The organism is Meridianimarinicoccus zhengii, from assembly GCF_003254465.1.
Lineage (GTDB): Bacteria > Pseudomonadota > Alphaproteobacteria > Rhodobacterales > Rhodobacteraceae > Meridianimarinicoccus > Meridianimarinicoccus zhengii.
Map to the genome: position 1 here is coordinate 1 of NZ_QDFI01000027.1, position 26,114 is coordinate 26,114.

A 26,114-nucleotide genomic window follows, 5' to 3' on the forward strand; every position below is an offset into this window, starting at 1 on the left:
AAGCCGCCTGATCATGCCCTCAGGCCATCAGGGAAATTACACCAGCTTGACGGACGCTATCCTGCTAAAATTGACAAATACCGGTCTGGTCATATCGCAGAACTTTCTCGGGAGTCTATCGTTCAGAGCGATGCAGAGCATCTCGGTTTTGAGGGTTACTTTTTGTTTGAAACCAATGAAGCAAGCGGCTTGCGGGGCATTCGCGTTCTCGCTAAAGTTGCATCCCTTGACGCTGCGTTCTCTATGCTGGACTTTTGGGCTCAACAAACCGCCTAAGATCAGTGGGTTTGTCAAATATACAATCGCCTAAAAAATGGTCGGTCCCATGGCGCCATGATCCTGCCCCAGCGTGAAAGTTTCGGCGGTGGGTTTGCAAAAATACTTTGATATGCTAAGTATTTCGTCATCAAGAGAACACTGAACCCATCGCGCCGCCGGCATCGACCTGTTGGCGGTCATCGCTTGCACGGACTTCCGCACGCCCCACCGGGATGGGTGGCGGCGACGACTTGGCCGTGGCACCAAAAACAAATCGAAAGGCCAAACATGAACGAGAAAAACCCGGACAAGGGCTATGTCGCGATTCTCGGATGGTCGCTGAACGCGATCGACGCCATCGACCGGTTCGACCGGCGCTACGTGATCGTCGCGCCAGCATGGGCCGAGGAGTACGCCAAGGTCAACGACATCCCCTTCATCGCGTGGGATTTCGACCGGCTGAATGAACGGTCGCACGAGATCGCCCAGATCCTCAAGGACGAGGGCTGCGACGTGGCGATCCCGCTTTACGAAGAGACTGTCGAATGGGCCGGGGCGATCAACTCCGTCCTGCTCGACAATCCGCGCCTGCTGGGCCAGTCGATGCTGTTCCGCGACAAGTCGCTGATGAAACGGCGCGCCCAGCTCGCCGGTATCCGCGTCGGCATTTTCGAGGAGGCTGACAACCGCGCCGACGTGGTCCGGTTTCTGAAGCGCGTGAACCAAACGCTGCTGAAGCTCGACGGCGACCCAAACGACCCGATCCATTTCAAGGCGTTCGACAAGGCCGGCTGTCTCGGCCATCGCACAATCCGGACGGTCGAGGATGTCGATTCCATCTCGGACGACGAGTTCCCCGCGCTGCTGGAGAGCCATCTCGACGGCTGGGAATTCGCTGTCGAGGCATGGATCAAGGACGGCAAGATCCAGTTCCTCAACATCTCGGAATACGTGACGCTCGGGTATTCGGTCTTCGTGCCCGCGACGCCGGAACTGGAATCGTGGCGTCCCCATATCGAGGCCCAGATCAACAAGCTGATCGAAGCCTTCGACATCGACTTCGGGTTCATTCATCCTGAATACTTCGTGACCAATGATGGCACGATGTATTTCGGCGAAGTCGCGTACCGGCCCCCGGGCTTCAATGCGCTGGAACTGATCGAGCGGGCCTATGGGTTCAACGGCTACCAGGGGATCGTGCTTGCCTTCGACCCGAAGACCACGCAGGAAGAACTCGATGCTTTCTTTCCAACGCCCGTCAAGGATGCCAAGGGCCATGCAGGCTGTTTCGGGGCCTATCCCCGCCGCCGCGTGGTGGAGCGCATGCAGATCCCGGAACAGACGGCCAAGGACCCGTATTTCGAGTTCCATGAACTTGCCCAGCCCTTCGAACAGAAGGTCACCAAGCGCACCGCCTTCGGGACGCATTGGGGACTTGTGTACTTCTTCGGCGAGGACCCCCACCGGTTGCGGGACCTGCTCAAGTCACAGGAAGAGCTTGATTTCTATGTGTAACCGTCACGGAGGCCGCCACCCATGACCGGCGCCGCGCAAGGCGATGAGGCTGATCGTCTCGTCGCCACCCTGGAGGGTCCGCTGGCGCGGCTCGAACAGGCGCGCCCGTTCGCCAAGCCGCGCCACCAGGCGCAGGTGATCGACATTGCGGGGCGGCTCCTGGCGGTGCCCGGCGGGATCGCCCGCATCCACGCGCTGGCGCCCCGAATGGATGCGGCGGGTCTGTTCGCCGGATCGGACTGGGACGCACCGGCCAACCTCTTGCCCGGTCTGGTGTCGGGCACGCTGGAAACCGGCGCCCCCGCCACGATCACGATCGAGGCGGTTAGCCTGCTGCGTCTGCTTGCCGTGGCCAAGGGCGAGGCGGAGCACCCGACGATCCACGCCGCCGCCGCGCGGCGTTTCCTGACGCAGGTGCTGGCGCTGAACCTGCGCCGCTTTTTCGGCGCGACCGACGAAGCCGCGCGGGCCGCCGGTGCGCAGAACGATACCATCGACGCCCTGTTTCGCTACCTGGCCGAGCATGTCGGCTATCAGGACGTTCTGGGCGAACTGGTGGACGAAATCTGGCGCATCCTGCGGCAACGCCCGATCCAGATGGCCCATGTGAAGGACATGATCGCCCAGATCGCGCTGACCGTCGTTCGGCATGGGGGTGACCTTGGCGACCGGCGGCTGGGCGCCGACCGGCTTGTGACCGCGCTGTTCGGGCCGACCTCTGCCTGCATGGACGATCCGGGCCTGGAGACGTATCGGGAGCGCCTTGCGGCGATGGACGAATCCGATCTGCGCCATGAAGCGCAAGGTCTGGCACGGGCCATGCACGATACCGGGCTCGTGTCCGACTACCACGCCGATTTCCTGCTCTGGGTTCTCGACTCCGAACATGACGGTATGGCGCCGGACGCGCTCGGTCTGGGCAGCACCGGCCGCGATTGCTGGCGGCGGCATCGCGGGCTCGCCATCGACCTGATCCGCCGGGCAGTGCGCCCGGCGACGGCGCAGGCGCTTTATGGGATGTCACTTCTGCTGGACCGCGGGATCCTGCACCATGCGCCGGTGGCGCCGTCGCTGCGCCGCCTGCTTGCACTGACACCGAATGCATCCGTGGCCGAACGGCTCGCGGTGGCCGGACTGCATGCAAGCATGCCGGCGGACCTGCTGATCGCGGGCTGCATCCAGGTCCTCGGCCAGCCCCTTGGCGTCGGCCAGGGGGCGAACCCCACGTGCCAATCGGCGCGGGCCATCGCGATGTGGGCGCAGAACGATCCGGATTACCTGCTGCACCTCGTCACGCAGGCCGCGCGTTTCGATACGGTGTCGATGCATTTCGAAGGGCATCTGATCCGGTCCGCCGACCTTCCGGCAGGGCTTGCCCGCAGCATGCCGCTCGATGCCGACCCGGTGTCGGTGGTTCTCGTGCCGCATCTCGACAAGGTGTACGCCGAGATGGGGCGGCTATGTGCGGACCGCGAAGACGACCCCCATATCTGGATCAATCCCGAATTCCACGGCTGGTGGGTCAAACGCGCCTGCGCGGTGGCTGTCGATGTCCCCACCGGGGCGCTTGCGGGGATTCATGACTTCATCGCGCGGTTCCATTGCGCGTACCACCCGGCCTATAACGGCGGCGAACCCGTCACCCACCCCCAGCCCGCAGGGATCGCGGCGACGGATGCATCGGCGCGGTTCATCGGGTGGCACGCGATCACCATCCTGCGTGTCGCGCCCGATCAGGATGACGAAATGCGGGTCTATTTCTATAATCCGAACAACGATTCCGGGCAGGACTGGGGCGACGGCGTCGTGGTTTCGACCCACGGGTCGGGGGAGCGTGCCGGTGAGGCATCACTGCCTTTCGAGCTTTTCGCCTCACGGCTGTACCTGTTCCACGAAGACCTGATGGCACCCGAAGGCACCTTGCGCCCGGCCCCCGAGGTTCTTGCGCGCACGGCTGCGCTGGCCCGCCGGACATGGGCCTCGGGACGGCAGGAAATCGAAGGCGATGCGATCTCGCGTCTGGCGAGCGCGGGGCAGGACTGAACGCGTGGCCCGGACTGCGCCGGGTGTGCCGAAGGCGCTGTAGCCCCTGCAAGACAGCGCACTCCGCGCAACCGGGAACGACAGGTTTCGCGCGCTGCAGGGGCCGTACCGCTTGATCCCGACAGTATGGCTTGGCACGCGCCGCGCTGGTAGGCGGTGCCGTCGATGGTGGCGAGGATCGTCTCCGCGCCGCGGACCCGGAATGCCGGTCGAACGGAACCGCGTTCAGGAAGCGGGCGGCCACGTCCTTGCAGACGCGGCCGCCCGCCGTTTCGTCAGGCCGTCACGTCATTGCCGCGACGACGCCCGACAAGGCGAAGCGCAATGATGCCCGCCCCCATCAGCGGCAGGGCCGCGGGCAGCGGCACGGGCGCGACCGGGGCCATCGTGAACGACGCATTGTCGATATAGCCATCGTTGTTTGTGCCGCCGCCGATCCGCGTCGACGTGATGACGAAGCTCAGCGACGCCGTTTCGAACGGAACAAGGCCGGACAGGCTCTGGAAGTATTTCCCGCCTGCCTCGATATCCGAATCCCAGTACCCGTCATAGGACGTGCTCGACAGCAGCGTGGCGCTGTCGATGCGTTCGTTGTCGGCATCGTTGAAGAACACCGACAGCGTGCCGCGGTCCTCCTGGTAGCGCCACCCGAACAGGTCCGCCGAGAGCGTGAAGCTCAGGCCGGTCGTTGCAAGGCTGTCCAGTTGCGGCGACGTCAGTGCATAATCCTGAAAGATCATGTGGAACGCGCCCGGTCCGGGGAAGAAATACGGACCGGTGTCGATGGTCGGATCGCCGTCGCGGGTCGTGTAGACGCCGGTCCATCCCGTGGTGTTGGTATCGAACGTCCCGTTGACGATCAGGTTCTCGGTGGCGGCTGTGGCGGAAACGGCGGCGGTAAGCAGTGTCACCGCGGCGAGTCCGCCCGAAAGGGCCATTTTCAGCATTTTGTCGGCTCCGATGGAGGTATGTCCGGTCTTCGGACAAGGGATGTCTTGGTTCGCGCCGCGTGATCGGGCGGCGCGCTTGTGGCGATATGCGGTCCGTCCGGGCGTCAGCCCCGTGCGGCCTTGGAACGGCGCAGCATGGCCAGTGCGCCGAACGCACCTGCGAGCAGCGGCAGGGCTGCGGGAACGGGCACCGGTGCGACCGACGTGTTGATGGCCGACACGGTCCCGGCTGCCGCGATCGAATCGATCACCGCGCGTGCAAGGTCGGGATTGTCGGTGATGAGGCCATCGAGACCCCAGGCGATGTGGTCGCTCATCTGCGCGAAAGCAGCGTCGAGGTCTGCCGGGCGATAGGTCCAGGCGAAGACGCTCAGGTCAAGATCATGTGCCGCTGCGATGAACTCTTCCGTCAGGGAGCCGGTGTTCACGGCCACGGTATCGACATATTTCGAGAGATTGGTCAGCGAGACAAGGTTGCTGACGCCCCACTCGTCGCCGATCATCGTGGCGCTGCCCAACTGGGCGACGCCCATGTCGACGTCGAATTCGTCCTGAAGCAACAGGAAGTCGAACACGTTGCCGAAATCGAAACCCTGCACGACCGACTTGTCCGAGGTCGTGAAGCCCTTGTCCGCCAGTGTCGCGATCACGGCGCGGTTCGTGTCCGCGTTGAAGCCGTACTTCGCTTCGGTCAGTATGCCGACATTCGTGCCATTGGCGCTGTTGTAGTCGTTCAGCGCGTCGAGCATGTCGGCGAAGGTCGGGATGCGGTAGGCATCCGGATCGGACGGCTCGAACCCCGGATAGGTCAGTTGCCCGCTGCCGGTCGGCTTCAAGGTCAATGACTGCAGTTCGTCGTAGTCGAAGTCAGAGACGCGGTAGTTGCCATTGCGCGGTGCGTAAACCTCGGCCACGTTCGTCGTGCGGGTCAGCGTCGTGTCATGCATCGCGATCAGCACGCCGTCGCGGGTCATCATGACATCCGTTTCGATCAGTTCGGCACCCATCTCGGCCGACAGTTCGTTGCCGCCGATCGAGTTCTCCGGGAGATAGGCCGGCGCGCCGCGGTGCGCGACAACGACCGGCGCCTTGCCGTTCAGCGTGCGGAAGCCGTCGAAGACGGCCGCATCGGCCGCCATGGGGCCGGTCGCAAGGATGGCGAACGCGAGTGCGTACAGGGCATGGTGTTTTCTCATGAATTCGGTCTTCCGTCATATCAGGGATGCGGCGTGTCCAGCGCAGCGCATGCTGCCCGGCCCGCGCCGTGCGTCCCGCGTAGGCTGTCCGGATGACGTGCCGATAACATCTTGGTAACGAAAAAGTTAAACCTTGGGTTGACCCAAGATCGTGGAGCGGGCGCAGGCTGCCGCGGCAAGGTGTTCATCGACACCCGCTGCGGGCTTTCATCGCGCGCCGCCAGAATGGCACAGGCCGCGTCGCCGATCAGGCGAGTAACTGCTAATGCCTGACCTTCGGCATCCATACCCGTCGGCGGTATGGCGGCGAAAGGGTCCCTGTGCGACCGTCGCGCGACCCAAGCAATGCGTCGCCAGCATCCGGCAACGCGGTGGCCCGTGTCGTCAGGCGGCGCCTGTTGCGCCGCCGTGGTCGAGGCCCAGGCGTGCCGCCAGCATCAGCGCGGTGTCCCCGTCGATGATCAGCCCCTTGGGAACACCGCTGCGCAGGAGTGCCTCTGTCGCTTCGACCTTTTCGGTTCCCGCCGCCAGAAGGACCGTGAAGGAGCGCCGGAGATCCTCGAACCCCACCGCGAGGGTCCGGCTGTTGAGATCGTGGGATACAGGATAGCCCGACGCATCGAAGAAGATGCCGTTCGTGTCGCCGACAGCACCGGCCGCGCGCAGTTCCGCCAGTTCGGTGGACGAGATCATGCCTTGCCGCCGCAGCAGCGAAGACTCGGTCAGTTCCCCCACGCTGATGAGCGCAAGATCGGCATAGCGTGCCAGCTCCAGCGGGCGCGTCACGGCCTGCTGGGAATAGAGTACGTCCCGGTCGGCCTCGCTGTCGGCGATGAAGGGAACGGGCAGGAAGAAGCCCTCTGCGCCCGACGCCTGTGCCAGCGCGTGGATCACTTCGAACGGGTTGAACGACGAGTTGGCGGTCAGCGACCCCATGAGACTGATGAAACGTGCCCTGGGCGCGCTGACCCCGGCCATGTGCTTGCTCATCTGCGCCAGTGTCCGGCCCCAGCCCGTGCCGACCACGAGATCGGGCTTCGCCGCGAGGGCATCGCGCAGATGCGCCGCTGCCGCTGATCCGACCGCACGCAGCGGGAATTCCGCCAGGATCGGGTTGTCGGCCTTGTCCGCGGGGGTCAGCGACAATGCGGGCGTGGCGATGCAGAACTGAAGCCCGAATTCCTGACGGATCGCGTTCTCCACGGGGAGCAGGCCGACATCGCGCCCGTCGATGGTGATCGACACCAGCCCGCTGTCGCGCGCCTGGGCCAGCAGCTTGTTCACCCGCGCGCGGGTCAGCCCCATGCGCCCTGCCGTCGCCTCCTGGTTCAGCCCGCCCACGTAGTAGAGCCAGGCGGCGCGCGTCATCAACTGGCTCTCGGACATCTGCATCATGGGCGGGACCATCTCCGATTTTCCGAAGGCCATCAAGCACAAGTAAGATACAAAAGTTTTTGACATTGACAAATGTAATGCCGCGGCGCAGTCTGCGCATGTTCACGCCGCATAAAGGTGTGACGACGGAACCAGGGGAGGAGAAACCAATGAACGTCATCTTCAAGGGCACGCTCGCGGGCGCCGTGGTCGTCACCCTTTCGGGCGGCGCGATGGCCATGGACATCGCGTGGGTCCATTCCAACGCGGCGGCGCAATCCGAACAGCGGGTGAAGGCCGGTTTCGAGGCGTGGCTTGCCGACAGCGGCAAGGACTGGAATGTCAGCTTCCTCGACAGCGGCGGGTCGGGCGAGGCGACGGCCTCGAACCTTCAGGACGCGGCGTCGCGGGGCGTGGATGCGATCATCATCACGATGTCCGACCTGCGCGCCAGCCGCGCCGCGATCACCGCGGCCGCCGATGCGGGCATCCCGATCTTCTCGGTGGACAGCGGGTATATCGACGGCGTTGTCGTGGATGTCACCACGAACAACTGGGCCATGTCGGCGGACGTATCGCCCTATCTGCTCGACCAGATGGGCGGCGAGGGCAACCTAATCTTCCTGCGCATGGCCGAACACCATGGCACCCGCAAGCGCGGCGACGTGATGGAGGACGTTCTTCAGGAATACCAGGGTGTCGAGGTCCTGGTCGAACACAACATCGACTACACGGCGTTCTTCGAGGACACGACCAGCCGCATGCAGGACTATGTCGCGCGCTTCGGCACCGATATCGATGCCGTCTGGGCGCCGTGGGACGAACCGGCGCAGGCGGCGATCAACGTGATGCAGGCGGCGGGGCTGACCGACGTCAAGGTGATCGGCATCGACGGCCATCCGCAGGCCGTGGCCGAGGTGTGCAAGCCTGACAGCATGATGATCGCCACCGTCAGCCAGCCGTTCGAAGGCATGGGTGCGCAGATCGGCGACTGGATCACCGCCATCGTCGAGAACGGCACCCCCGCCGAAGACGTGATCCCCGCGACGACCATCTACATGGATGCGCCGCTGGTCACCAAGCAGAACTGCCAGGACTTCATGTAACCTCCCGGTGGCCGCGGCGCGCCCTCGGGCCGCCGCGGCGCTGGTGGTGTCCATCGAACGAATGTCCCGAAATCCGCACCGCCCAGGCGGTGCGGCAGGGAAGGAGTGCGCCATGCGCGTGCAACTCGAAAACCTTGTCATGGATTTCCCCGGAAGCCGCGCGCTCGACCATGTGAGCGCCGATTTCGGCTTCGACGAGGTGCACGGCCTCATCGGCGAAAACGGCGCGGGCAAGTCCACGCTGGTCAACATCCTCGGCGGATCGCTCGCGCCGACTGCTGGCACGGTATCCATCGGCGGCAAGCCCGTGACCTGCCGCACACCGCGCGACGCGCTGGAGCAGGGCATCGCCCATGTCAGCCAGGAAGGCAGCCTTGTGCCCGGCCTGACGGGGGCCGAGAATATCCTGCTGGGTGAGGAGCCCAGGCGCGCCGGCGTGATCTCACGCCGGGACCTGATGGCGCGGGCGCAGGCGCTGCTGACAGAATGGTTCCCGCAGGTCCGTATCGCGCTCGACCGGCCGGTCGAGGACCTGGATATCGCGGATCGCAAGGTGATCGAGATCGTGCGCGGCCTGCGCGGCGACATCCGGCTGCTGATCCTGGACGAGCCGACCGCGACCCTGCAGAGCCGGGAAAAGGCACAACTGTGGGACATCATCCGCAGCCTGCCCGGACGCGGTGTGGGTGTCGTGCTCATCAGCCATTTCCTGTCGGAAATCCGCGCATTGTCTGACCGGATCACCGTGCTTCGCGACGGGGTGCATGTGGCGACCCTGCCAGCCGACAGCGCGACCGAGGGCGCGCTTGTGGACCTGATGCTGCGTCGCACGGGCAGCGGTGCCGGTCTCGGCATGCGCAGGGACATCCCGCACCCCGGTGCGCCGGTCCTGTCCGTGCGCGACTGGCAGGCAGGTGGCGTGCAGGTGCCGGACTTCACACTCCGCGCGGGCGAGATCGTCGGCCTGATCGGTCTGACCGGCGCGGGGCATTTCGGCTTTGCCCGGTCGCTCTACACGCAGGCGGGGCTGGTCGGCGGCAGGATGCAGGTGGGTGCAACCGATGTCACGGACCGTGGCCCACGGGCCATGCAGCGCCACGGGATCGGCTTCGTGCCCGACAACCGGATGACCTATGCGCTGTCCGGCGAAGGCAGCATCGTCGAGAACCTGTCGATGGTGCATCCCGAATGCGCGAAGATCCTGCCGGGCGGCATTCTCAGCCGGCGCCGTGAGACCCAAGAGGGCGCACGGATCTTCGATCTGCTCGGTATCCGCGCCAGCGGTCAGGGCCAGCAGGTCAAGACACTGTCGGGCGGCAACAAGCAGAAGGTCAGCCTTGGCAAATGGCTCTACGGGGCTGCGGGCCGATACCGCGCGATGATCTTCGTTGAGCCGACCGAGGGTGTCGATATCGGCGCAAAGCAGGAAATCTACGGCCACATCCGCAAGCTGGCGGCCGAGGGCGCGGGGATTATCGTCGCGTCGTCGGACCTGCTGGAAATCGAGCACCTGGCACACCGGGTCGTGCCCTTCGTGGCCGGGCAGGCCGGGAACGACATCGCCGCCGCCGAATTTTCCGAAGCCCGGTTCATCGCCGCCATGGCAGGAGAGACCACACAATGAGTTCGCCGACCTTGACCGCAACGCAGGCGCCGGCGCACGGCCAGCGCCGCCAGTGGGTGCAGAAATACTCGACGCTCGTCGTGCTGGTGCTGATGTTCCTCGGGTTCTCGCTGTTCGTGGACAGGTTCATGACCGTGTTCAACCTGACCAACATCCTGCAGCAGATCGCGATCCTGACCATCGTCGGCACCGGCCTGACCTTCGGCTTCGCCGCCCGCGAGATCGACCTGTCCGTGGGCTACACGGTCGGTCTGGCGGGCATTCTCGTGCCGCTCTTGCTGGTCGGGGGCACGCCACTGCCGCTTGCGCTGCTGGCGGGGCTTGCGGCGGGGCTGGTCGTGGGGTTGGTCAACGGGCTGCTTGTCACGCGGGTCGGCATCCCGTCGCTGATCGCCACGCTGGCCATGGGGTCGATCCTGTTCGGCGTGAACTTCCTCGCGACCGGCGGGCGGGCGATCTATGGCGGGCTGCCCGACAGCTACCTGTTTCTCGGACAGGGGCGGCTCTGGGGCATTCCGGTGCTTGCCTTCTTCATGGCGGCATCCGTGATCGTCGGCTGGTTCGTGATGGAGCGCACGATCTTCGGGCGCTACGTCTATGCCGTGGGCGGCAACCAGAAGGCGGCCGAACTGTCCGGTGTGCGGGTCACGTTCTACCGCACCGCCGCGCTGGTGATCGTATCGGTCTTCGCGGTCGTCGCCGGAACGCTTCTGGCCGCGCGACTGGGGTCGGGCCAGCCGAACGTGGGCGAACGCTACCTGCTCGACGGTCTGGCGACGGTCTTCATCGGGATGACCATGTTCCGCCCGGGCACGGCAACCGTTCTCGGCACATTCTGCGGCGCGCTGTTCATCGGCGTCATCAACAACGGCCTGAACCTGATCGGGATGGATACCTACATCCAGAACATCGTGAAGGGCGTCATCATCCTGATTGCGGTGGCCATCGTGTCGCGCACCACCAAACTCAAGCTTCTGTGAGGCAAGCCATGACCCCCCCCGAAACCGCTGCCGCGTCCCGGACGGCGCCGCAGTCCAACACCGATCTGCTGGGCCTTTACACCGACATGCGCCGCGTGCGCACCTTCGAGGAACGGGTGGGCGAACTGTTCGTCCGCGGGCAGAGCGCGGGGTCCATGCTGCACCTGTCCATCGGCGAGGAATCCGCCGCCGTGGGGGTGTGTTCCGCCATGCGCGACGGCGACACCTTCACGACCCACCATCGCGGGCACGGGATCTTCCTGGCGCGCGGGGCCGATCCGAACCGGATGATGGCCGAGATCGCGGGCAAGCAGGACGGGTATTGCCACGGCAAGGGCGGGTCCATGCACATCGCGGACATGGGGCTGGGCCATCTGGGCGCCAATGCCATCGTCGGCGGCGGCATCCCGGCGGTCGTGGGTGCGGGGCTGGTGGCCAAGCGCCGGGGTACCGGGGCGGTGTCCATCGCGTTCTTCGGCGACGGGGCCATGCAGCAGGGCATCCTGTACGAGTCGATGAACATGGCCGCGCTGTGGGACCTGCCAGTGATGTTCGTGTGCATCAACAACCAGTACGGGATGGGCACGCGGGTGGACCAGGCGACGCGCGCCACGAAATTCGAGGAACGCGCCATCGCCTTCGGGCTCGCGGGCCGCGCGGTGGACGGTCTTGACGTGCTGGAGGTCCGGGAGGCCGCGGCCGAACTGGTGGACGGCGCACGGACAGGCAAGCCTGCGTTCCTGTCGGTGGATTGCTACCGCTTCTTCGGCCACGCCCGCAAGGACAAGAGCCCCTATCGCACCGAGGCGGAGGAAACCGCCGGGCGCAAGCGCGACCCGGTCGCCCATGCCCGCGCCGCCCTGCTGGATGCCGGGACGGACGAAGCGCTTCTGGACCGGATCGACGGGGATGCCGCCACCGAGATGGACGCGACGATCGATTTCGCCGTCGCCTCGGCGGAGCCGCCACTGTCGAGCATGTTCCTTGACGTCTACGGCCCGGACGAGCCGATGCCGGAACCGCTGGCAACCCGTATCGACCGCGTTCTGGCAAGGGAGTGACCGACCATGGTTGAGATGACATATCGCGACGCACTGCGTCAGGCGCTGATCGATGCGATGACCGAGAACGACGATATCTTCGTGATCGGCGAAGAGGTCGGGCGCTATGGCGGGGCCTACGGCGTCACCAAGGGGCTGATCGACCAGTTCGGGCCGGAACGGCTGCTGGACACGCCGATTTCCGAACCGGCAATCGTGGGCACCGCCGTGGGCGCTGCCATGGCCGGGATGCGCCCCGTGGCCGAACTGATGTATGTCGATTTCATCGGCATGACGATGGACCAGTTGTGCAACCAGGCCGCCAAGATCCGCTACATGTTCGGCGGCCAGATCGGTGTGCCGATGGTGCTGCGCACGCAAGGGGGCACGGGCCGGTCGGCAGGCGCGCAGCATTCCCAAAGCCTTGAGGCCTATGTGATGCACACGCCGGGCCTGCGGCTGGCGATGCCGGGCACGGTGGCCGACGCCTATCACCTGCTGCGCATGGCGTTGACCCAGCCCGACCCGGTGGTGTTCATCGAACACAAGGCCCTTTACGCCATGAAGGAGGACGTGGACCTGACCGCGCATGTCCCGGACTGGGGCAAGGCGGCCGTGCGCCGGCGCGGCACGGACGTGGTGATCGTGACCTATTCGCGCCAGGTGCACTACGCGATGCAGGCGGCCGAGGCGCTGGCCGGGCAGGGGATCGAGGCGACGGTGATCGACCTGCGCACGCTCAATCCGCTGGATTTCGACACGATCCGGGCGGAGGTCGAACACGTCGGGCGCGCCATGGTGGTGTCCGAAGGGCCGCTGACCGCGGGCGTGGCGGCAGAGCTGGCCGCACGCATCTCCGAGGAATGTTTCGACTTCCTGCACGATCCGGTCATCCGCATCGCGGGCGAGGACATCCCGATTTCGGTGTCCGTCGCGCTGGAGGCGGGGTCCGTCCCCTCGGCGGAGATCGTCGAACAGACGGCGCGGAAGCTGGTGGCATGACGACAGGCACGCTGAAGATGCCCCGGCTGGGCGAGACCATGGACCAGGGGCAGATCGCAAGCTGGCTGGTTGCCGAGGGCGACAGCTTCGCCCGTGGCGACCCGCTGATCGAGGTGGAGACCGACAAGACCGTGGTGGAGTATCCCGCTCTCGGTCCGGGCGTGCTGACCGAGCGGCTTGTGGCCGAAGGCGACACCGTGCCGGTCGGGGCGCCCATCGCGCGGGTCGATACCGGCGACGGGCCGGACTGGACGGTGGAGGGTGACGACACGCCGTCCGCGGTCGCGCCTGAACCGGATGCGCCTGAACCGGTGACGCAGGTGACCGATCTGCTGATGCCCCGGCTTGGGGAGACGATGGAAACCGGGGACATCGCCGCGTGGTTGATCCAGCCCGGCGACAGCTTCGCCCGCGGCGATGCGATCCTGGAGGTTGAAACCGACAAGACCGTGGCCGAGGTGCCCGCGCTCGTGGCCGGGACGCTGGTGGAGATCCTTGCCGAAGCGGGCCAGACCGTGACCGTCGGTGCGCCCATCGCACGGATCGAAACCGGGGAGGCTGTGGACACCCCTGCGCCCGTGCCTGCGAAGTCGGACCCGGCTGTCGCAGCGCCGGCCAAGCCGATCCCCGCGCGTCCAGCCGCCGGGGCGGATGGTACGCCGCTGCGGGCCACCCCTGTCGCCCGCCGTCTGGCCCGGCGCGCGGGGGTTGCGCTGTCCGCGCTGACGGGTACCGGGCGCCGCGGACGGATCGAGGCGCGGGACGTGACCGCTGCTGCCGCCTCGCCCGCGGGCCTGCGGGTCACGCAAGGCATCGCTTGTGCCGAAACCGGCCCTGCGGACGGCACGCCGGTCCTGCTGCTGCACGGCTTTGCCGGGGACCACACCACCTTTGCCGGACTGTCCCACGCGTTAGGCCGGGCCGGGTGCCGTGTCGTCGCCGCCGACCTGCCCGGGCATGGTGCGACCGTGGCCGGGGCGGACGATCCAGACACGCTCGCCGCCGCCATGCTGCCCTTCGCCCGCACGCTGCCGCGGGGGGTGCATGTGGTGGCCCATTCGCTGGGGGCGCTGCCCGCCGTTCGGATGGCCGAGGCGGGCCTTGCGGCATCGCTGACGCTGATCGCGCCCGCAGGACTGGGCAGCCATATCGACGCCGGCTTCATCGACGGGCTGGCCGCCGCGCAAAGCCCCGGCAGCGTGGGCCACCTGCTGCGCCGCATGACCGACGGCCCGAACGGCCTGTCGGACGACGCGGTCGCGCAGATCCACGCGACGCTCGCGCAGGGCCGCCTGCGGGGGCTTGCCGCGGCGCTGCACGGGCCGGGCGGGCAGAGCGTGAACCTTGTGCCCGCGCTCGCGCGGCTGGCTGACCGCATGCCCGTGCGCATCGTCGTGGGCCATCGTGACCGCGTGGTGGACTGGCGCGATGCACTGGCCGTGTCGCCGATGGTCGCGGTGCATCATGTCCCGCAAGCCGGGCACATGCCGCATTGGGAAGCGCCGCTCGAGGTGCGCGCCCTGATCCTGAAAGCCGTGGGAGCAACGTGATGACGACCGATCCGAAACAGGCCCTCGACGCCGCGAAGACCCGCATGGCAGCTTTCGCCAAGGCCGCACCCGGCGCGATGCGCGGCTTTTCCGGCATCGCCGCCGCGGTCGGAAAGGACGGCGCGCTGAGTGCTGCGCAGAAGGAACTTGTGGCCACGGCCCTGGCGGTGGCCAAGGGCTGCGACGACTGCATCCTGTATCACGTCGCCGCGGCAAAGCAGCTAGGCGCGACCGAGGCGGCACTGGTCGAAACGCTCGAGGTCTGTGTTGAAATGGGGGGCGGACCGGCGATCATGTATGCCGGCAAGGCGCTGGAGGCCTATCGCGCCGACTAGCCGGGAAACGACGAGGGAGGAGTCTCATGGCCTATGTCCTGACCGCCGATGGCGGCACCGAAAGCCTGCGCGCGCGGGTCTACGACCTGAACGGCACCTGCCTGGGCAGCCATGCGGTGCCCTATCGGACCGAGTTTGCGGCTGGCGCACGCGCCGAGCAGGACCCAGCCGACTGGTGGGCGAATTTCGTGACCGCTTCGCGGGCGGCGATCGCCGCGGCGGCGGTCGATCCGGGGGCGATCGAGGCCATCGCCTATGCGACCACGAGTTGCAGCGTCGTCGCGCTGGACCGGAACGGGGACGCCCTGCGCCCCGCGCTGATCTGGATGGACGTGCGCGCCAATGCGGAAGCCGACGCGGTGCTGGCCACGGGCGATCCCGCGCTGGCCTTGAACGGTGCGGGTGGCGGGCCGGTGTCGGCCGAGTGGATGATCCCCAAGGCGCTCTGGCTGAAGCGCAACGACCCGCAGGTCTATGACCAAGCCTATCGCATCTGCGAATACCAGGACTACCTGACATACAAGCTGACGGGCGAATGGGCGGCATCCCTGAACAATGTCGGGCTGCGCTGGCACTACCGCAACGACGCCGGGGGCTGGGCCGCCAGTCTGGTCGACGCGCTGGGAATGGGCGATCTTGTCGGCAAATGGCCGTCCCGCGTTGTCGCGCCCGGCGAGGTCGTCGGCACCCTGACGGCGCATGCGGCTGCGGCGCTGGGGCTGAGGCAATCCGTCCGGGTCGTGCAGGGCGGCGCGGATGCGCTGATCGGCATGATCGGGCTTGGCGTGTCGCAGCCCGGCCAGCTTGCGATGATCACCGGGTCGTCGCATCTGCAATTCGGCGTGACCGACGCGGCGTTGAACGCGCCGGGGGTGTGGGGGTCCTACGCCGATATCGTGTATCCTGGCCGCCACATCGTCGAGGGCGGGCAGACCTCCACCGGGTCGATCATCAACTGGCTCGGGCGGCTGACCGGCGGTCTGGATTACGACACGCTCAACGCGAAGGCGGCGGCGCTGGAGCCGGGCTGCGACGGGCTGATCGTGCAGGACCATTTCCAGGGCAACCGGACACCGTTCACGGACCCGCTGTCGCGCGGCGCCATCGTCGGGCTGACGCTGGCCCATGAAACGCATCACATCTTCCGCGCCATCATGGAGGGGATCGGGTTCGGCACCCGTGCCATCCTCGATGCCTTCGCGCAGGCGGGCTATACCGGGTCCGAGATCACGGTGGGCGGCGGCGCCGCGGCGTCGGACCTGTGGCTGCAGATCCATGCCGACACGTCGGGCCTGCCGATCCGGCTGCCCGCGTCGCCCGACGCGCCCTCCACGGGGTCGGCGGTATTGGCGGCCCATGGCGCGGGGCATTTCGATAGCATCGACGACGGCATCGCCGCGATGGTGCATCCGGGCCGGACCATCGACCCGATCCCGGCCAATGTCGCGAAATACGACGTGATCTACCGGCGCTACCGCGCGCTTTATCCGGCAATGAAGGGCGTGGCCGATGCCTGAGGGGATCGAACGGTTCAGCGTCGCCGGCCGCCGCGCTCTGGTCACCGGCGGGGCGCGCGGCATCGGGCATGCCATTGCCAGCGGGCTTGCCGCGGCAGGTGCGCAGGTCATCGTCGCCGACCGCGACGGGGATGCAGCCAATCAGGCGGCGCGCGATCTGGACGGCACGGCGCTCACGCTCGATGTGACCGACCCTGCGGCGGTGGACGCCGCGGCGGCGCAGGTCGCCGACGACGCACCGCTGGATATTCTCGTGAACAACGCGGGCATCGTGCACAACGCCCCCGCGCTCGACGTCGATCCGCTGGACTGGCAGCGGGTCATCGATGTGAACCTCTCCGGCGTCTTCTACACCGCGCGCGGCTTCGGGCGGGCCATGACACGGGCCGGGCGCGGGTCCGTCATCTGCATCTCGTCGATGTGCGGCAGCGTGCCGGTCCACCCGCAGCCGCAGGCCGCCTACAATGCCGCGAAGGCCGGGGTGAACCTGCTGACCAAGTCGCTTGCGGTGGAATGGGCGCCCTTGGGGGTGCGCGTCAACGCCGTGGCGCCCGGCTATACCGCGACCGAACTGACACTGGCCGGTCGCGCCAATCCCGACTGGTTCGACACGTGGCTGCGCATGACGCCGCTGGGCCGGCTTGCGGATCCCGACGAGATCGCGAGCGCGGTGATGTTCCTTGCCTCCGATGCCGCCAGCTTCGTCACCGGGACCGTCCTGACGGTGGATGGCGGCTACACCGCCCTTTGAGAGAAAGGAAACCACATGTCCGAAGCACGCACGGCTCTTGTGACCGGCGCCAGCCGGGGGATCGGCGCCGCCATCGCGCTGGGGCTGGCCGAACGTGGCTATGACCTGGCACTGAACGACATCGACCGGCAGGCCGACGCGTTGGCCGACATCGCAACGCGGATCGACGCGATGGGCCGCACGGCGCTGACCGTCACCGCCGATGTCAGCGACAAGGCGCAGGTGGATGCCATGGCCCGGACGGTCCTGAACCGGTTCGGCCACCTGGATGCGCTGGTGAACAACGCGGGTATCCTGATCGCGGGCGAGGTCGATGGCCTGCCCGAAGCGCATTGGGACGCGGTCATGGACATCAACGCCAAGGGCAGCTTCATGGTGATCCAGGCGTTCCTGCCCGCCATGAAGGCGCGCAAATACGGGCGGATCGTGAACATCGCGTCGATCGGGGGCAAGCACGGCGCGCCGGAACAGGCGCATTATTCCGCATCGAAGGCCGCCGTGATGGGCTTCACCCGCGTTCTGGCGCAGGAGGTCGGTCCCCTTGGCATCACGGCGAACTGCGTCTGCCCCGGCATCATCCTGACCGACATGGGGCGGGTCAATCTGGACGATCCGGCGATCCGGGACGCCTGGAAGGACAAGACCGCCATGCGCCGGATCGGTGCGCCCGAAGACGTGGTCGGTCCGGTCGCGTTCCTCGCCTCTGACGACGCGGGTTTCGTGACCGGGCAAAGTCTCAACGTGGATGGCGGGATCGTGCTGAACTGACTGTTTCCGCGGGCGAGGGGACGGCGCAGCCGCCGCAGGTTCGCCGGGTCAGGCGCCGTGACGGCCATCATCATGGTGCCTATGCGGGGTCAAGGCGGACAACCGCCCGCGGTGGCCCGCCTGCGCCCGGATCGAACGCGGCCGGACGTGACGGGGCAACCCGGCGCACCGTCCCCGATAGACGTCCCGCACCGCGCGGGCGCTTGGCGTCGCCTCAGCCGTTGATCCGCGCGGCCGCTGCGACCTTCGGCAGATAGCTGGTGGCCCCGACATGGGCGGCGGCGATTTCCGCGAATGTCTCGGCCTCGACCGCGGCCACGACCCCGGCGAGTGCCGCGTCACGGGCGGCGTTCCCTGTCAAAACGGTGCCGGTATCATCGGCGATGAGCGTATCGCTCCCGACCGCGACGTATCCCGACCCCGTTACCCGGTCCACGAGATCGACGAGGGCGTCCCAACCCAGACGGTCGACGATGCCGGACACGCGGATCTTCGACCAGATGTCTGCCGCGTCCCATCGCGGCAGAAACGGCACCAGGTCCTTGGCCACCTGCACGCGGTGCGTCGCTGCACCGAGGCCGGCGGCGTGATAGGCCGCAGCGAAGGCCGCGTTCCCCGTCACCGGGGGCGCGAAGGCGTAGACCTGGATCGGCAGTGCCGCGGCGGACCAGCGCGCCCGCGCAAGGGCCGCGCCGAGAAAGGTCATCGCGCCCCCCTTGCTGTGCCCGGTGACGATCAGGCCCTTCGGGGCACGATCCAGCAAGGGTTCGAGCGTTGCCTCGACCCACGGCCAGAGGGCGACAACCGCCCGGCTGAACCCGGCTTCGGATTCCTGCCTGCCGTGCCCGTCGGGCGGCCAGGGCGTCTGCACGGCATCTGCGTCGTTGAGCCAGTCAGTGATCCATCCGACAAGGTCGTCACGGACGAAGTTGGGTGCGAGCGTGCCGCGGAAGGCAAGGATCGCGTAGCCATCGCCGGTCAGTCCGATCAGCGCGGCGTCGGTCAGGTCCGGCCCGGTCGCGTCGAAGGCGGGGGCGTAGCTGTCGCCCGGTCCGACAAATCCGACCGCATCCTGGAACGCGGGCGCGACATCGTAGAAGAACGCGCCATTGCCCCCCGGCACGCTGCGCAGGATGGGGGTCTGCGTCGATGGGCGCACACCTTCGGCGCGTATCTGGTAGGCGCAGAGCGCCGCGTTCATGGCGCGCATGGCGATGGGCCATGAAAACGCACCAGCGCTCATGGCCGCACCGTGGGCATGTCGCGCACGATCCGGCGCCAGGGCAACGGCGGTGTCAGGCCGCGGCACTGTGGTAGGGGGCGCCGATCTGCGACCGACGCCGGGATGCGGCGGATGTCATGGACGACCGGCACCTGTTTCGGCGCAAGCACGTCCGCACGAATGAATGGCAGCGCCCGTATCGCGGCTCCGACGGTCAGCGGGCTGTCGCGCCGCGGAGTCGGGGCCGTCGGTCGGTTTGCCTGGCGCAAGCGTGGCATCGGCGCACTCCACCGGCATGGCGCGAGATGCACGCCCCGGTTGACGGATCATGGCCGGAATGGCCCAGTCGATCAAGGTCTACATGGCGCGGATGGGGGAGAAATACCCCCTGCGATCGCGCTCCCTTTCCGGCGCGCCACCGGTCCGGCACCTCGGCACCGGCGGCGTACCGTCGCCGCCGGACATGCACGTCGGTCGGGCCGGGCGCGCCGACCTAGGCTCCGCGCAGATCCTGGGGCAGCAGTGCATCCGGCATGTTCTGGTAGCACACCGGCCGGAGGAACCGCCGGATGGCCAGCGTGCCGACGGAGGTCGCGCCGAAATTCGTCGAGGCAGGGTAGGGGCCGCCATGGACCATGGCATCCGCGACCTCGACCCCCGTCGGAAACCCGTTCACGAGGATCCGGCCGGCCTTGCGTTCGAGGATCGGCACAAGGGTCCCGGCGGCGTCGATATCCGCGTCGTCGAGGTGCAGGGTGCAAGTCAACTGGCCGTGCAATTGCCGTGCGACATCGCGCATCTCGTCCATGTCCGACGCCACGACGATCATGCCCAGCGGGCCGAACACCTCCTCCGCAAGGGTTTCGTTGGCCAGCCAGTCCAGCGCATCGACCCTGTAGACAGCCGGGCCGGCATTGCGCCGGTCGCCTGTCGCGGTCACCAGTGCCTGCATTCCCTTGGCAGTGCCGACCTTGGCCGCGCCCTTGCGATAGGCTTCGGCGATACCGTCGGTCAGCATCGCCGCCTCGCCCGCCTCGGACAGTGCCGCTGTGGTACCCGAAACGAAGTCATCAAGCGCAGGTCCGGCGGGGGCGACGACGATTCCGGGGTTTGTGCAGAATTGCCCGACGCCCATGGTCAGCGATGCGGCCCAGGCGGCACCCAGATCGGCCCCGCGCGCCGAAAGCGCCGCGGGCATGAGGAACACCGGGTTGATCGATCCAAGCTCGCCGAAGAACGGGATCGGTTCGGGCCGCGCGGCGCACAGGTCGAACAGCGCCCGACCCGCCCCCAGCGACCCGGTGAACCCGACCGCGCGGATCAACGGGTGGCGCACCAGCGCGCCGCCAAGCGCGTGGCTGACGCCCTGGATCATCGAGAAGACACCGGCGGGCATGCCCGTGCGGGCGATGGCCGCGGCGATGGCGTCGGCGACGATCTCGCCGGTGGCGGGATGGGCCGGGTGGCCCTTGACCACGACGGGGCATCCGGCCGCAAGCGCCGAGGCCGTGTCGCCCCCGGCGGTCGAGAACGCCAGCGGGAAGTTCGACGCGCCGAACACCGCCACCGGGCCGATGGGCCGCTGCACCATCTTCAGGTCCGGGCGCGGCGCGGGCGCGCGGTCCGGCAGCGCCGGGTCGTGGCGGCGGTCAAGGTAGTCGCCCTTCCGGATATGGTCCGCGAACAGGCGAAGCTGCCCCACGGTGCGACCGCGTTCGCCCTGAAGCCGCGCCTCGGGCAGGCCGGTTTCGGCACTGCCCAGCCGCGTGATGTCGTCGCCGCGCGCATCGATTTCCGCGGCGATGGCTTCCAAGAACGCGGCCCGGTCCGCGCGGCTGGTCCATCCATAGGTGATGAACGCCTCTTCGGCGGCTCGGGCGGCGCGGTCCACCTCGGCGGCGCCACCGTCCGAGAATGTGTGCGCATCGCCGGTCAAGGGCTGGGAGGCGAAGGTGTCGTCGGACCCGATCCAGTCGCCTCCGATCAGGTGCTTTCCGTGTGGCGTATAGGTCATGGCTTTCCTTTCACTTGCCCCAGCGCAGTGCGATGACATCGCGCTCGGCGGCAAGGTGCAGCAGCCGGTCGCGCGTGCGCTCGGACATGGGTTTCAGCGGATGGCGGACATGGTCGGACCGGATCACGCCGCCCTCCTTCATCACCACCTTGGCGGCGCGCAGGCCGCACTGGCGGTTTTCGTGGTTGATCAGCGGCAGGCAATCGCGCCAGCCTGCCAGCGCCGCGTCGATGTCGCCCGCGCGATAGCTGGTGACGATCGGGCGGATCAGTTCGGGCTGGAGCGCAGATGTCATGGTGCCCGTGCAGCCCGCATCCAGATCCGCCAGAAGGGTCACCGCCTCCTCGCCATCGAAGGGACCGACGATGTGCTCGCCCCCGGCCTCGATAAGCGCGGCCAGCTTGTCGGCGGCGAAGGGGGTTTCCATCTTGAAATAGCTGACATTCGCGATCTCCTGCGCCATCCGCACGAGCAGGGGTACCGGCAGCGATACGCCCGACAGCGGCGCGTCCTGTACCATGATCGGGATGGAGATCGCGTCGGACACCGCGGCGAAATGTTCGAAGATACCCGCCTCGGCCGGCACGAGCCCGACACCGTGATAGGGTGGCATCATCATCAGCATCGCGGCCCCCATGGCTTCCGCCGCGCGGGCGCGGTCGATCACGACCTGCGTGCTGAAATGGCTCACCGTCACGATCACGGGCACACGGCCCGCGACATGCTCCAGCGACACCCGTGCCAGCGTGCTGCGTTCGTCGTCGGACAACACGAACTGTTCGGAATAATTGGCAAGGATGCAGATCGCGTCCACGCCCTGGTCGATCATGCAGTCGAGGACGCGTTTCATGCCCTCGGTATCGACGGCACCATCGTCATGGAACGGGGTCGGTGCCACGGGAAGAACACCGGTCAGCGGTTTGGTCATGTCTTGTCCTGTCGTTCAGTGGTGGCGGGCGGCCCGCCCTATTCCACGAATGCGTCCGTGCGCATCCGTTCCCCAAGCGCCAGCGCATCGGTCACCAGCGTCATCGGGCGCAGGTCCATGTCCATGCCGCCACGCGACACGAGCTGCGCCATCTTCGCGTAAAGGCGCGGGTATTCCCCGGCCAGCGGCGCGGCTTCGCCCGATGTGGTGCCGTCGATCTGCATCAGCGCGCCGCCATCCCGCAGGGTCAGCGTGCCCGCGCCGGTCACCGCCTCGATTTCCCAGGTCTGGTCGCCTTCCTGCCGCCAGTCGAAGACGGCGGACACGTCGGCGCCAGACGGATGGTGAAACCGGATGCGCGCCGCGATGGGCGTCTGGCAGTTTTCGGGCACGTCCAGCGTAGCCTGCGTGACATGGATTTCGTCCGGCAGGATCTCGGTCACGATGGACAGCGCGTTGATGCCCGGATCGAACACGCCAAGCCCGCCCGGTTCCCAGATCCACGCCTGGCCGGGATGCCAGCGGCGCACGTCTTCCTTCCAGGTGACGGTCAGCTTGCGCAGGGTCTTGTCCGCAAGCCACGCTTTCGCGGCGGCGACCATGTCGGCCTCTCGCGAATGCCAGGTCGCATAGATCGACAGACCCGCCGCGCCGGCCGCGCGTTCAAGCGCATGGCACTCCGCCAGCGTCGCGCCGGGCGGCTTTTCCAGCATGACATGCCGTCCGGCTGCCAGCGCCTGCATCGCGTAGTCAAACCGCGGGACCGGCGGCAGGCACAGCGACACCACCCGGATGTCGGGCCGCCCCGCCAGCATCGCCCCGAGATCGGAAAAAGCCTCTACCCCGTCGACGGACCCGTGGCGGCTGACCGTGGCTGCCAGGTCCCAGTCGGGGCTGCCCGCGATGGCGGGAACGTGCTGATCGACGGCGATCTTGCCGATGCCCACAAGTGCGACTTTCATCAGTGACTGTCCCTTCCGACCGGCGCCCCGCGGCACCCCTTGAGAAAATCGAGATCCGCGCCGGTATCCGCGCCCTCGACATGGCTCTGGTGCAGCCATGCGTATCCGCTGTCGGGCCGGTCATGGGTCGGTACCCAGCGGGCCAGCCGCTCGGCCAGTTCCGCATCGGAGATATCCAGATGCAGCCTGCGGTTTTCCACGTCGACCTCGATCATGTCGCCGGTCTGCACGACCGCGAGCGGCCCGCCCGCCGCGGCCTCTGGCGCGGTGTGCAGGATCACGGTGCCATAGGCGGTGCCCGACATGCGCGCGTCCGAAATTCGGATCATGTCCTTGATGCCCTTCTTCAGCACCTTGGGCGGCAGGCCCATGTTGCCGACCTCGGCCATGCCGGGATAACCCTTGGGGCCGCAGTTCTTCAGCACCATGATGCAGGTTTCGTCGATATCGAGCGCGTCGTCCTCGATCCGGGCCTTGTAGTCGTCGATATCCTCGAACACGACGGCCCGGCCCCGGTGCTGCATCAGGTGCGGCGACGCGGCGGAGGGTTTCAGAATCGCGCCATTCGGTGCCAGGTTGCCCTTGAGCACGGCGATGCCGCCCGTCTGCGTCAGTGCCCGGTCGAGCGGCAGGATCACGTCCTCGTTCCAGTTCTTTGCGTCCTTGACCTCGTCCCAGATGGACCGGCCCGATACCGTCAGCGCGTCGCGGTGCAGCTTGCCGCCCTCTGCAAGCCGCTTCAGCACGACCGGAAGCCCGCCCGCGTAGAAGAACTCCTCCATCAGGTACTTGCCCGACGGCTGCAGGTTCACGATCGTCGCTATGTCGCGCCCGCAGCGGTCCCAGTCATCGAGCGTGATGTCCACCCCGACCCGGCCGGCGATGGCCAGCATGTGCACGACCGTGTTGGTCGATCCGCCGACCGCGCCGTTGGTGCGGATCGCGTTTTCGAACGCGTCGCGGGTCAGGATGTCGGACGGTTTCAGGTCGTCCTTGACCATCTGCACGATGCGACGGCCCGACAGCTGCGCCATGACGCCGCGGCGGCTGTCCACCGCCGGGATCGCCGCGTTGCCGGACAGCGCCATCCCCAGCGCCTCGGACATCGACGCCATGGACGACGCGGTGCCCATGGTGTTGCAGGTTCCCGACGACCGCGTCACCGCCGCCTCGGCATCGAGGAATTCGTCCTGCGTCATCTCCCCGGCCTTCACGGCCTCGGAAAAGCGCCACAGATGCGTGCCCGCACCGACGCGTTCGCCCTGGAACCAGCCGTTCAGCATCGGCCCGCCCGTGACGACGATGGACGGCAGGTCGCACGATGCCGCCGCCATCAGCAGCGAGGGCGTGGTCTTGTCGCAGCCCACCATCAGCACACAGCCGTCCATGGGCTGGCCGCGGATCTGTTCCTCGATGCTCAGGGCGGCGAGATTGCGGAACATCATGGCCGTGGGGCGAAACGTGTTCTCGGAGGCGGAGAAGACCGGCACCTCCATCGGGAACCCGCCGGCTTCCCAGATGCCCGCCTTCACCTTCTCGGCCAGTTCCCGCAGATGCCCGTTGCAGGGCGTCATGTCGGACCACGTGTTGAGGATGCCGATGACCGGGCGCCCGTCGAACATGTCGTCCGGGTAGCCCTGGTTCTTCATCCAGCCACGGTGATAGATCGTGTCCTTCGTGCTGCCGCCATACCATTCCTGCGATCGCAGCTTGCGGGGCCATGCGGCCGGTCGGAAAGCCATGCGTCAGCCCTTCTGCTTGTTGTAGACGTCGAAGATGACGGCGGCGAGCAGCACAAGCCCCTTGATCATCTGCTGGTAGTCGATGCCGATGCCCATGATCGACATGCCGTTGTTGAGAACCCCCATCAGGAACGCGCCAACGACCGCGCCGACGATCTTGCCGACCCCGCCCGACATGGACGCGCCGCCGATGAAGACCGCCGCGATCACGTCCAGTTCCAGCGCGAAGCCCGCCTTGGGCGTCGCCGTGTTCAGCCGTGCCGCGAAGACAAGGCCCGCGACCGCGGCCAGGATGCCCATGTTCACGAAGGCCAGAAAGGTGAGCCGCTCGGTCTTGATGCCCGACAGCTTCGCCGCCTTCTGGTTGCCGCCGAGCGCATAGATGCGGCGCCCCAGCACGGTGCGTTCAGTGATGAAGGCGTAGATCACGGTCAGCACGCCCATGGTCAGCAGCACGTTCGGCAGGCCGCGGAAAGTGGCTAGCTTGTACAGGATGAAGACCAGCGCGAAGGCCACGATCGCGGTGCGCACGACGAAGAACACCTGCGGTTCGTCCTCGATCCCGTAAGCGCGGTTGCGGGCGCGCTGGTGCAGCGCCGACCAGACCACCCACGCGGCGGCGATCAGCCCCGTGCAGAAGGCGAGGACGTTGAAGTTGCGCGCACCCACAAGTGCCCCCAGCGTGTCGCCGCCGGGCAGGATGTCGGGCACGAACCCGTTGGCGATCACCTGGAATTCCCGCGGGAACGGTCCGACGGACTGCCCCTCCAGCAGCCACAGCGACAGGCCGCGGAAAACGAGCATCCCGGCCAGCGTCACGATGAAGGACGGGATTTTCCAGTAGGCGACCCAATAGCCCTGCGCGCCGCCGATGATCCCGCCCACGACCACGCAGGTCAGCATCGTGATGCCGATGGACATTTCCCAGTTCACGATCATCACCGCCGCGAGCGCGCCGATGAACCCCATGACGGAGCCGACCGACAGGTCGATATGCCCCGCCACGATGACGATCAGCATCCCCAGCGCCATGATGACGATATAGCTGTTCTGGAGCAGCAGGTTGGTCAGGTTGATGGGCCGCAGCAGCGTGCCGCCCGTGACGATCTGGAAGAACGCCATGACGGCGATCAGCGCGAAGAGCAGCCCGTATTCGCGCAGATGCGCGGTCAGATAGGCGCCGATGCCGGCCGGGCGCGCTGCGCCGTCAGAGTTGGTTTCCGCAACAGACATGGCT

General features: G+C 67.1%; 22 protein-coding genes. 13 read left to right on the forward strand and 9 right to left on the reverse strand.

Features of this window, described 5'->3' with window-relative positions:
* The 3 genes from DDE13_RS23200 to DDE13_RS10380 form a co-directional block, all read left to right on the forward strand.
* The coding region (locus DDE13_RS23200) for a hypothetical protein (protein WP_222626075.1) at positions 1 to 276 on the forward strand (276 nt) is incomplete at its 5' end.
* A 270-nt stretch (positions 277 to 546) separates the two neighbouring features.
* Complete coding sequence (locus DDE13_RS10375) at positions 547 to 1,773, forward strand: ATP-grasp domain-containing protein (protein WP_111404015.1); 1,227 nt, start codon at positions 547 to 549, stop codon at positions 1,771 to 1,773.
* A 21-nt stretch (positions 1,774 to 1,794) separates the two neighbouring features.
* The gene (locus DDE13_RS10380; RefSeq protein WP_111404016.1) at positions 1,795 to 3,816 is read left to right on the forward strand and encodes a hypothetical protein; all 2,022 of its coding nucleotides are present in this window, start codon (positions 1,795 to 1,797) and stop codon (positions 3,814 to 3,816) included.
* A gap of 275 nt (positions 3,817 to 4,091) precedes the next feature.
* On the opposite strand, the gene DDE13_RS10385 is transcribed toward DDE13_RS10380, so the two are convergent.
* The 3 genes from DDE13_RS10385 to DDE13_RS10395 form a co-directional block, all read right to left on the reverse strand.
* Positions 4,092 to 4,763 carry a VPLPA-CTERM sorting domain-containing protein gene (locus DDE13_RS10385; RefSeq protein ID WP_111404017.1) on the reverse strand — a complete coding sequence of 224 codons (672 nt, stop codon included), beginning with the start codon at positions 4,761 to 4,763 and terminating at the stop codon, positions 4,092 to 4,094.
* 107 nt (positions 4,764 to 4,870) lie between these two features.
* The gene (locus tag DDE13_RS10390) at positions 4,871 to 5,962 is read right to left on the reverse strand and encodes a glycerophosphodiester phosphodiesterase family protein (protein ID WP_111404018.1); all 1,092 of its coding nucleotides are present in this window, start codon (positions 5,960 to 5,962) and stop codon (positions 4,871 to 4,873) included.
* Between the two features lie 384 nt (positions 5,963 to 6,346).
* A complete protein-coding gene (locus tag DDE13_RS10395) occupies positions 6,347 to 7,369 on the reverse strand; it encodes a sugar-binding transcriptional regulator (protein WP_235868665.1) in 1,023 nt (340 codons plus the stop codon).
* A gap of 137 nt (positions 7,370 to 7,506) precedes the next feature.
* Here DDE13_RS10395 and DDE13_RS10400 point away from each other — a divergent pair, with 137 nt between their 5' ends.
* The 10 genes from DDE13_RS10400 to DDE13_RS10445 all read left to right on the forward strand — a co-directional run bounded on the left by DDE13_RS10400 (position 7,507) and on the right by DDE13_RS10445 (position 18,009).
* Positions 7,507 to 8,442 carry a sugar ABC transporter substrate-binding protein gene (locus tag DDE13_RS10400; RefSeq protein WP_111404019.1) on the forward strand — a complete coding sequence of 312 codons (936 nt, stop codon included), beginning with the start codon at positions 7,507 to 7,509 and terminating at the stop codon, positions 8,440 to 8,442.
* A 112-nt stretch (positions 8,443 to 8,554) separates the two neighbouring features.
* Positions 8,555 to 10,066: a sugar ABC transporter ATP-binding protein gene (locus tag DDE13_RS10405; protein WP_111404020.1), complete on the forward strand. Its 1,512-nt coding sequence runs from the start codon at positions 8,555 to 8,557 to the stop codon at positions 10,064 to 10,066.
* Positions 10,063 to 11,046, forward strand: a complete 984-nt coding sequence (locus tag DDE13_RS10410) for an ABC transporter permease (protein WP_111404021.1) — start codon at positions 10,063 to 10,065, stop codon at positions 11,044 to 11,046. Before DDE13_RS10405 ends, DDE13_RS10410 begins: the two co-directional genes overlap by 4 nt.
* An 8-nt stretch (positions 11,047 to 11,054) precedes the next feature.
* Positions 11,055 to 12,107 (forward strand): thiamine pyrophosphate-dependent dehydrogenase E1 component subunit alpha, encoded by a 1,053-nt coding sequence (locus tag DDE13_RS10415; RefSeq protein WP_222626076.1) that lies wholly within the window; start codon positions 11,055 to 11,057, stop codon positions 12,105 to 12,107.
* A 6-nt stretch (positions 12,108 to 12,113) separates the two neighbouring features.
* The gene (locus tag DDE13_RS10420) at positions 12,114 to 13,088 is read left to right on the forward strand and encodes an alpha-ketoacid dehydrogenase subunit beta (protein WP_111404022.1); all 975 of its coding nucleotides are present in this window, start codon (positions 12,114 to 12,116) and stop codon (positions 13,086 to 13,088) included.
* Positions 13,085 to 14,638 (forward strand): acetoin dehydrogenase dihydrolipoyllysine-residue acetyltransferase subunit, encoded by a 1,554-nt coding sequence (locus tag DDE13_RS10425; RefSeq protein WP_111404023.1) that lies wholly within the window; start codon positions 13,085 to 13,087, stop codon positions 14,636 to 14,638. The genes DDE13_RS10420 and DDE13_RS10425 overlap by 4 nt, the downstream gene beginning before the upstream one ends.
* Positions 14,638 to 14,973 carry a carboxymuconolactone decarboxylase family protein gene (locus tag DDE13_RS10430; protein ID WP_111404024.1) on the forward strand — a complete coding sequence of 112 codons (336 nt, stop codon included), beginning with the start codon at positions 14,638 to 14,640 and terminating at the stop codon, positions 14,971 to 14,973. The genes DDE13_RS10425 and DDE13_RS10430 overlap by 1 nt, the downstream gene beginning before the upstream one ends.
* A gap of 26 nt (positions 14,974 to 14,999) precedes the next feature.
* A complete protein-coding gene (locus DDE13_RS10435; RefSeq protein WP_111404025.1) occupies positions 15,000 to 16,490 on the forward strand; it encodes an FGGY-family carbohydrate kinase in 1,491 nt (496 codons plus the stop codon).
* The gene (locus tag DDE13_RS10440; protein WP_111404026.1) at positions 16,483 to 17,241 is read left to right on the forward strand and encodes an SDR family NAD(P)-dependent oxidoreductase; all 759 of its coding nucleotides are present in this window, start codon (positions 16,483 to 16,485) and stop codon (positions 17,239 to 17,241) included. The genes DDE13_RS10435 and DDE13_RS10440 overlap by 8 nt, the downstream gene beginning before the upstream one ends.
* 15 nt (positions 17,242 to 17,256) lie before the next feature.
* Positions 17,257 to 18,009, forward strand: coding sequence for an SDR family NAD(P)-dependent oxidoreductase (locus DDE13_RS10445; RefSeq protein ID WP_111404027.1), 753 nt, complete (start codon positions 17,257 to 17,259; stop codon positions 18,007 to 18,009).
* A 214-nt stretch (positions 18,010 to 18,223) separates the two neighbouring features.
* Here the strand turns inward: DDE13_RS10445 and DDE13_RS10450 are convergent, their stop codons facing one another.
* The 6 genes from DDE13_RS10450 to mmsB all read right to left on the reverse strand — a co-directional run bounded on the left by DDE13_RS10450 (position 18,224) and on the right by mmsB (position 26,110).
* The gene (locus tag DDE13_RS10450) at positions 18,224 to 19,252 is read right to left on the reverse strand and encodes a lipase family protein (RefSeq protein ID WP_111404028.1); all 1,029 of its coding nucleotides are present in this window, start codon (positions 19,250 to 19,252) and stop codon (positions 18,224 to 18,226) included.
* Between the two features lie 472 nt (positions 19,253 to 19,724).
* Complete coding sequence (locus DDE13_RS10455) at positions 19,725 to 21,245, reverse strand: aldehyde dehydrogenase (NADP(+)) (RefSeq protein ID WP_111404029.1); 1,521 nt, start codon at positions 21,243 to 21,245, stop codon at positions 19,725 to 19,727.
* A 10-nt stretch (positions 21,246 to 21,255) separates the two neighbouring features.
* Entirely contained in the window at positions 21,256 to 22,173 is a 918-nt protein-coding gene (locus DDE13_RS10460; RefSeq protein ID WP_111404030.1) for a dihydrodipicolinate synthase family protein, read from the reverse strand.
* A gap of 38 nt (positions 22,174 to 22,211) precedes the next feature.
* Complete coding sequence (locus tag DDE13_RS10465; RefSeq protein WP_111404031.1) at positions 22,212 to 23,135, reverse strand: Gfo/Idh/MocA family protein; 924 nt, start codon at positions 23,133 to 23,135, stop codon at positions 22,212 to 22,214.
* Positions 23,135 to 24,877, reverse strand: coding sequence for an L-arabinonate dehydratase (gene araD / locus DDE13_RS10470; RefSeq protein WP_111404032.1), 1,743 nt, complete (start codon positions 24,875 to 24,877; stop codon positions 23,135 to 23,137). The genes DDE13_RS10465 and araD overlap by 1 nt, the downstream gene beginning before the upstream one ends.
* Positions 24,878 to 24,880: 3 nt before the next feature.
* Positions 24,881 to 26,110 carry a multiple monosaccharide ABC transporter permease gene (gene mmsB / locus DDE13_RS10475; RefSeq protein WP_111404033.1) on the reverse strand — a complete coding sequence of 410 codons (1,230 nt, stop codon included), beginning with the start codon at positions 26,108 to 26,110 and terminating at the stop codon, positions 24,881 to 24,883.
* Between the last annotated feature and the right edge of the window lie 4 nt (positions 26,111 to 26,114).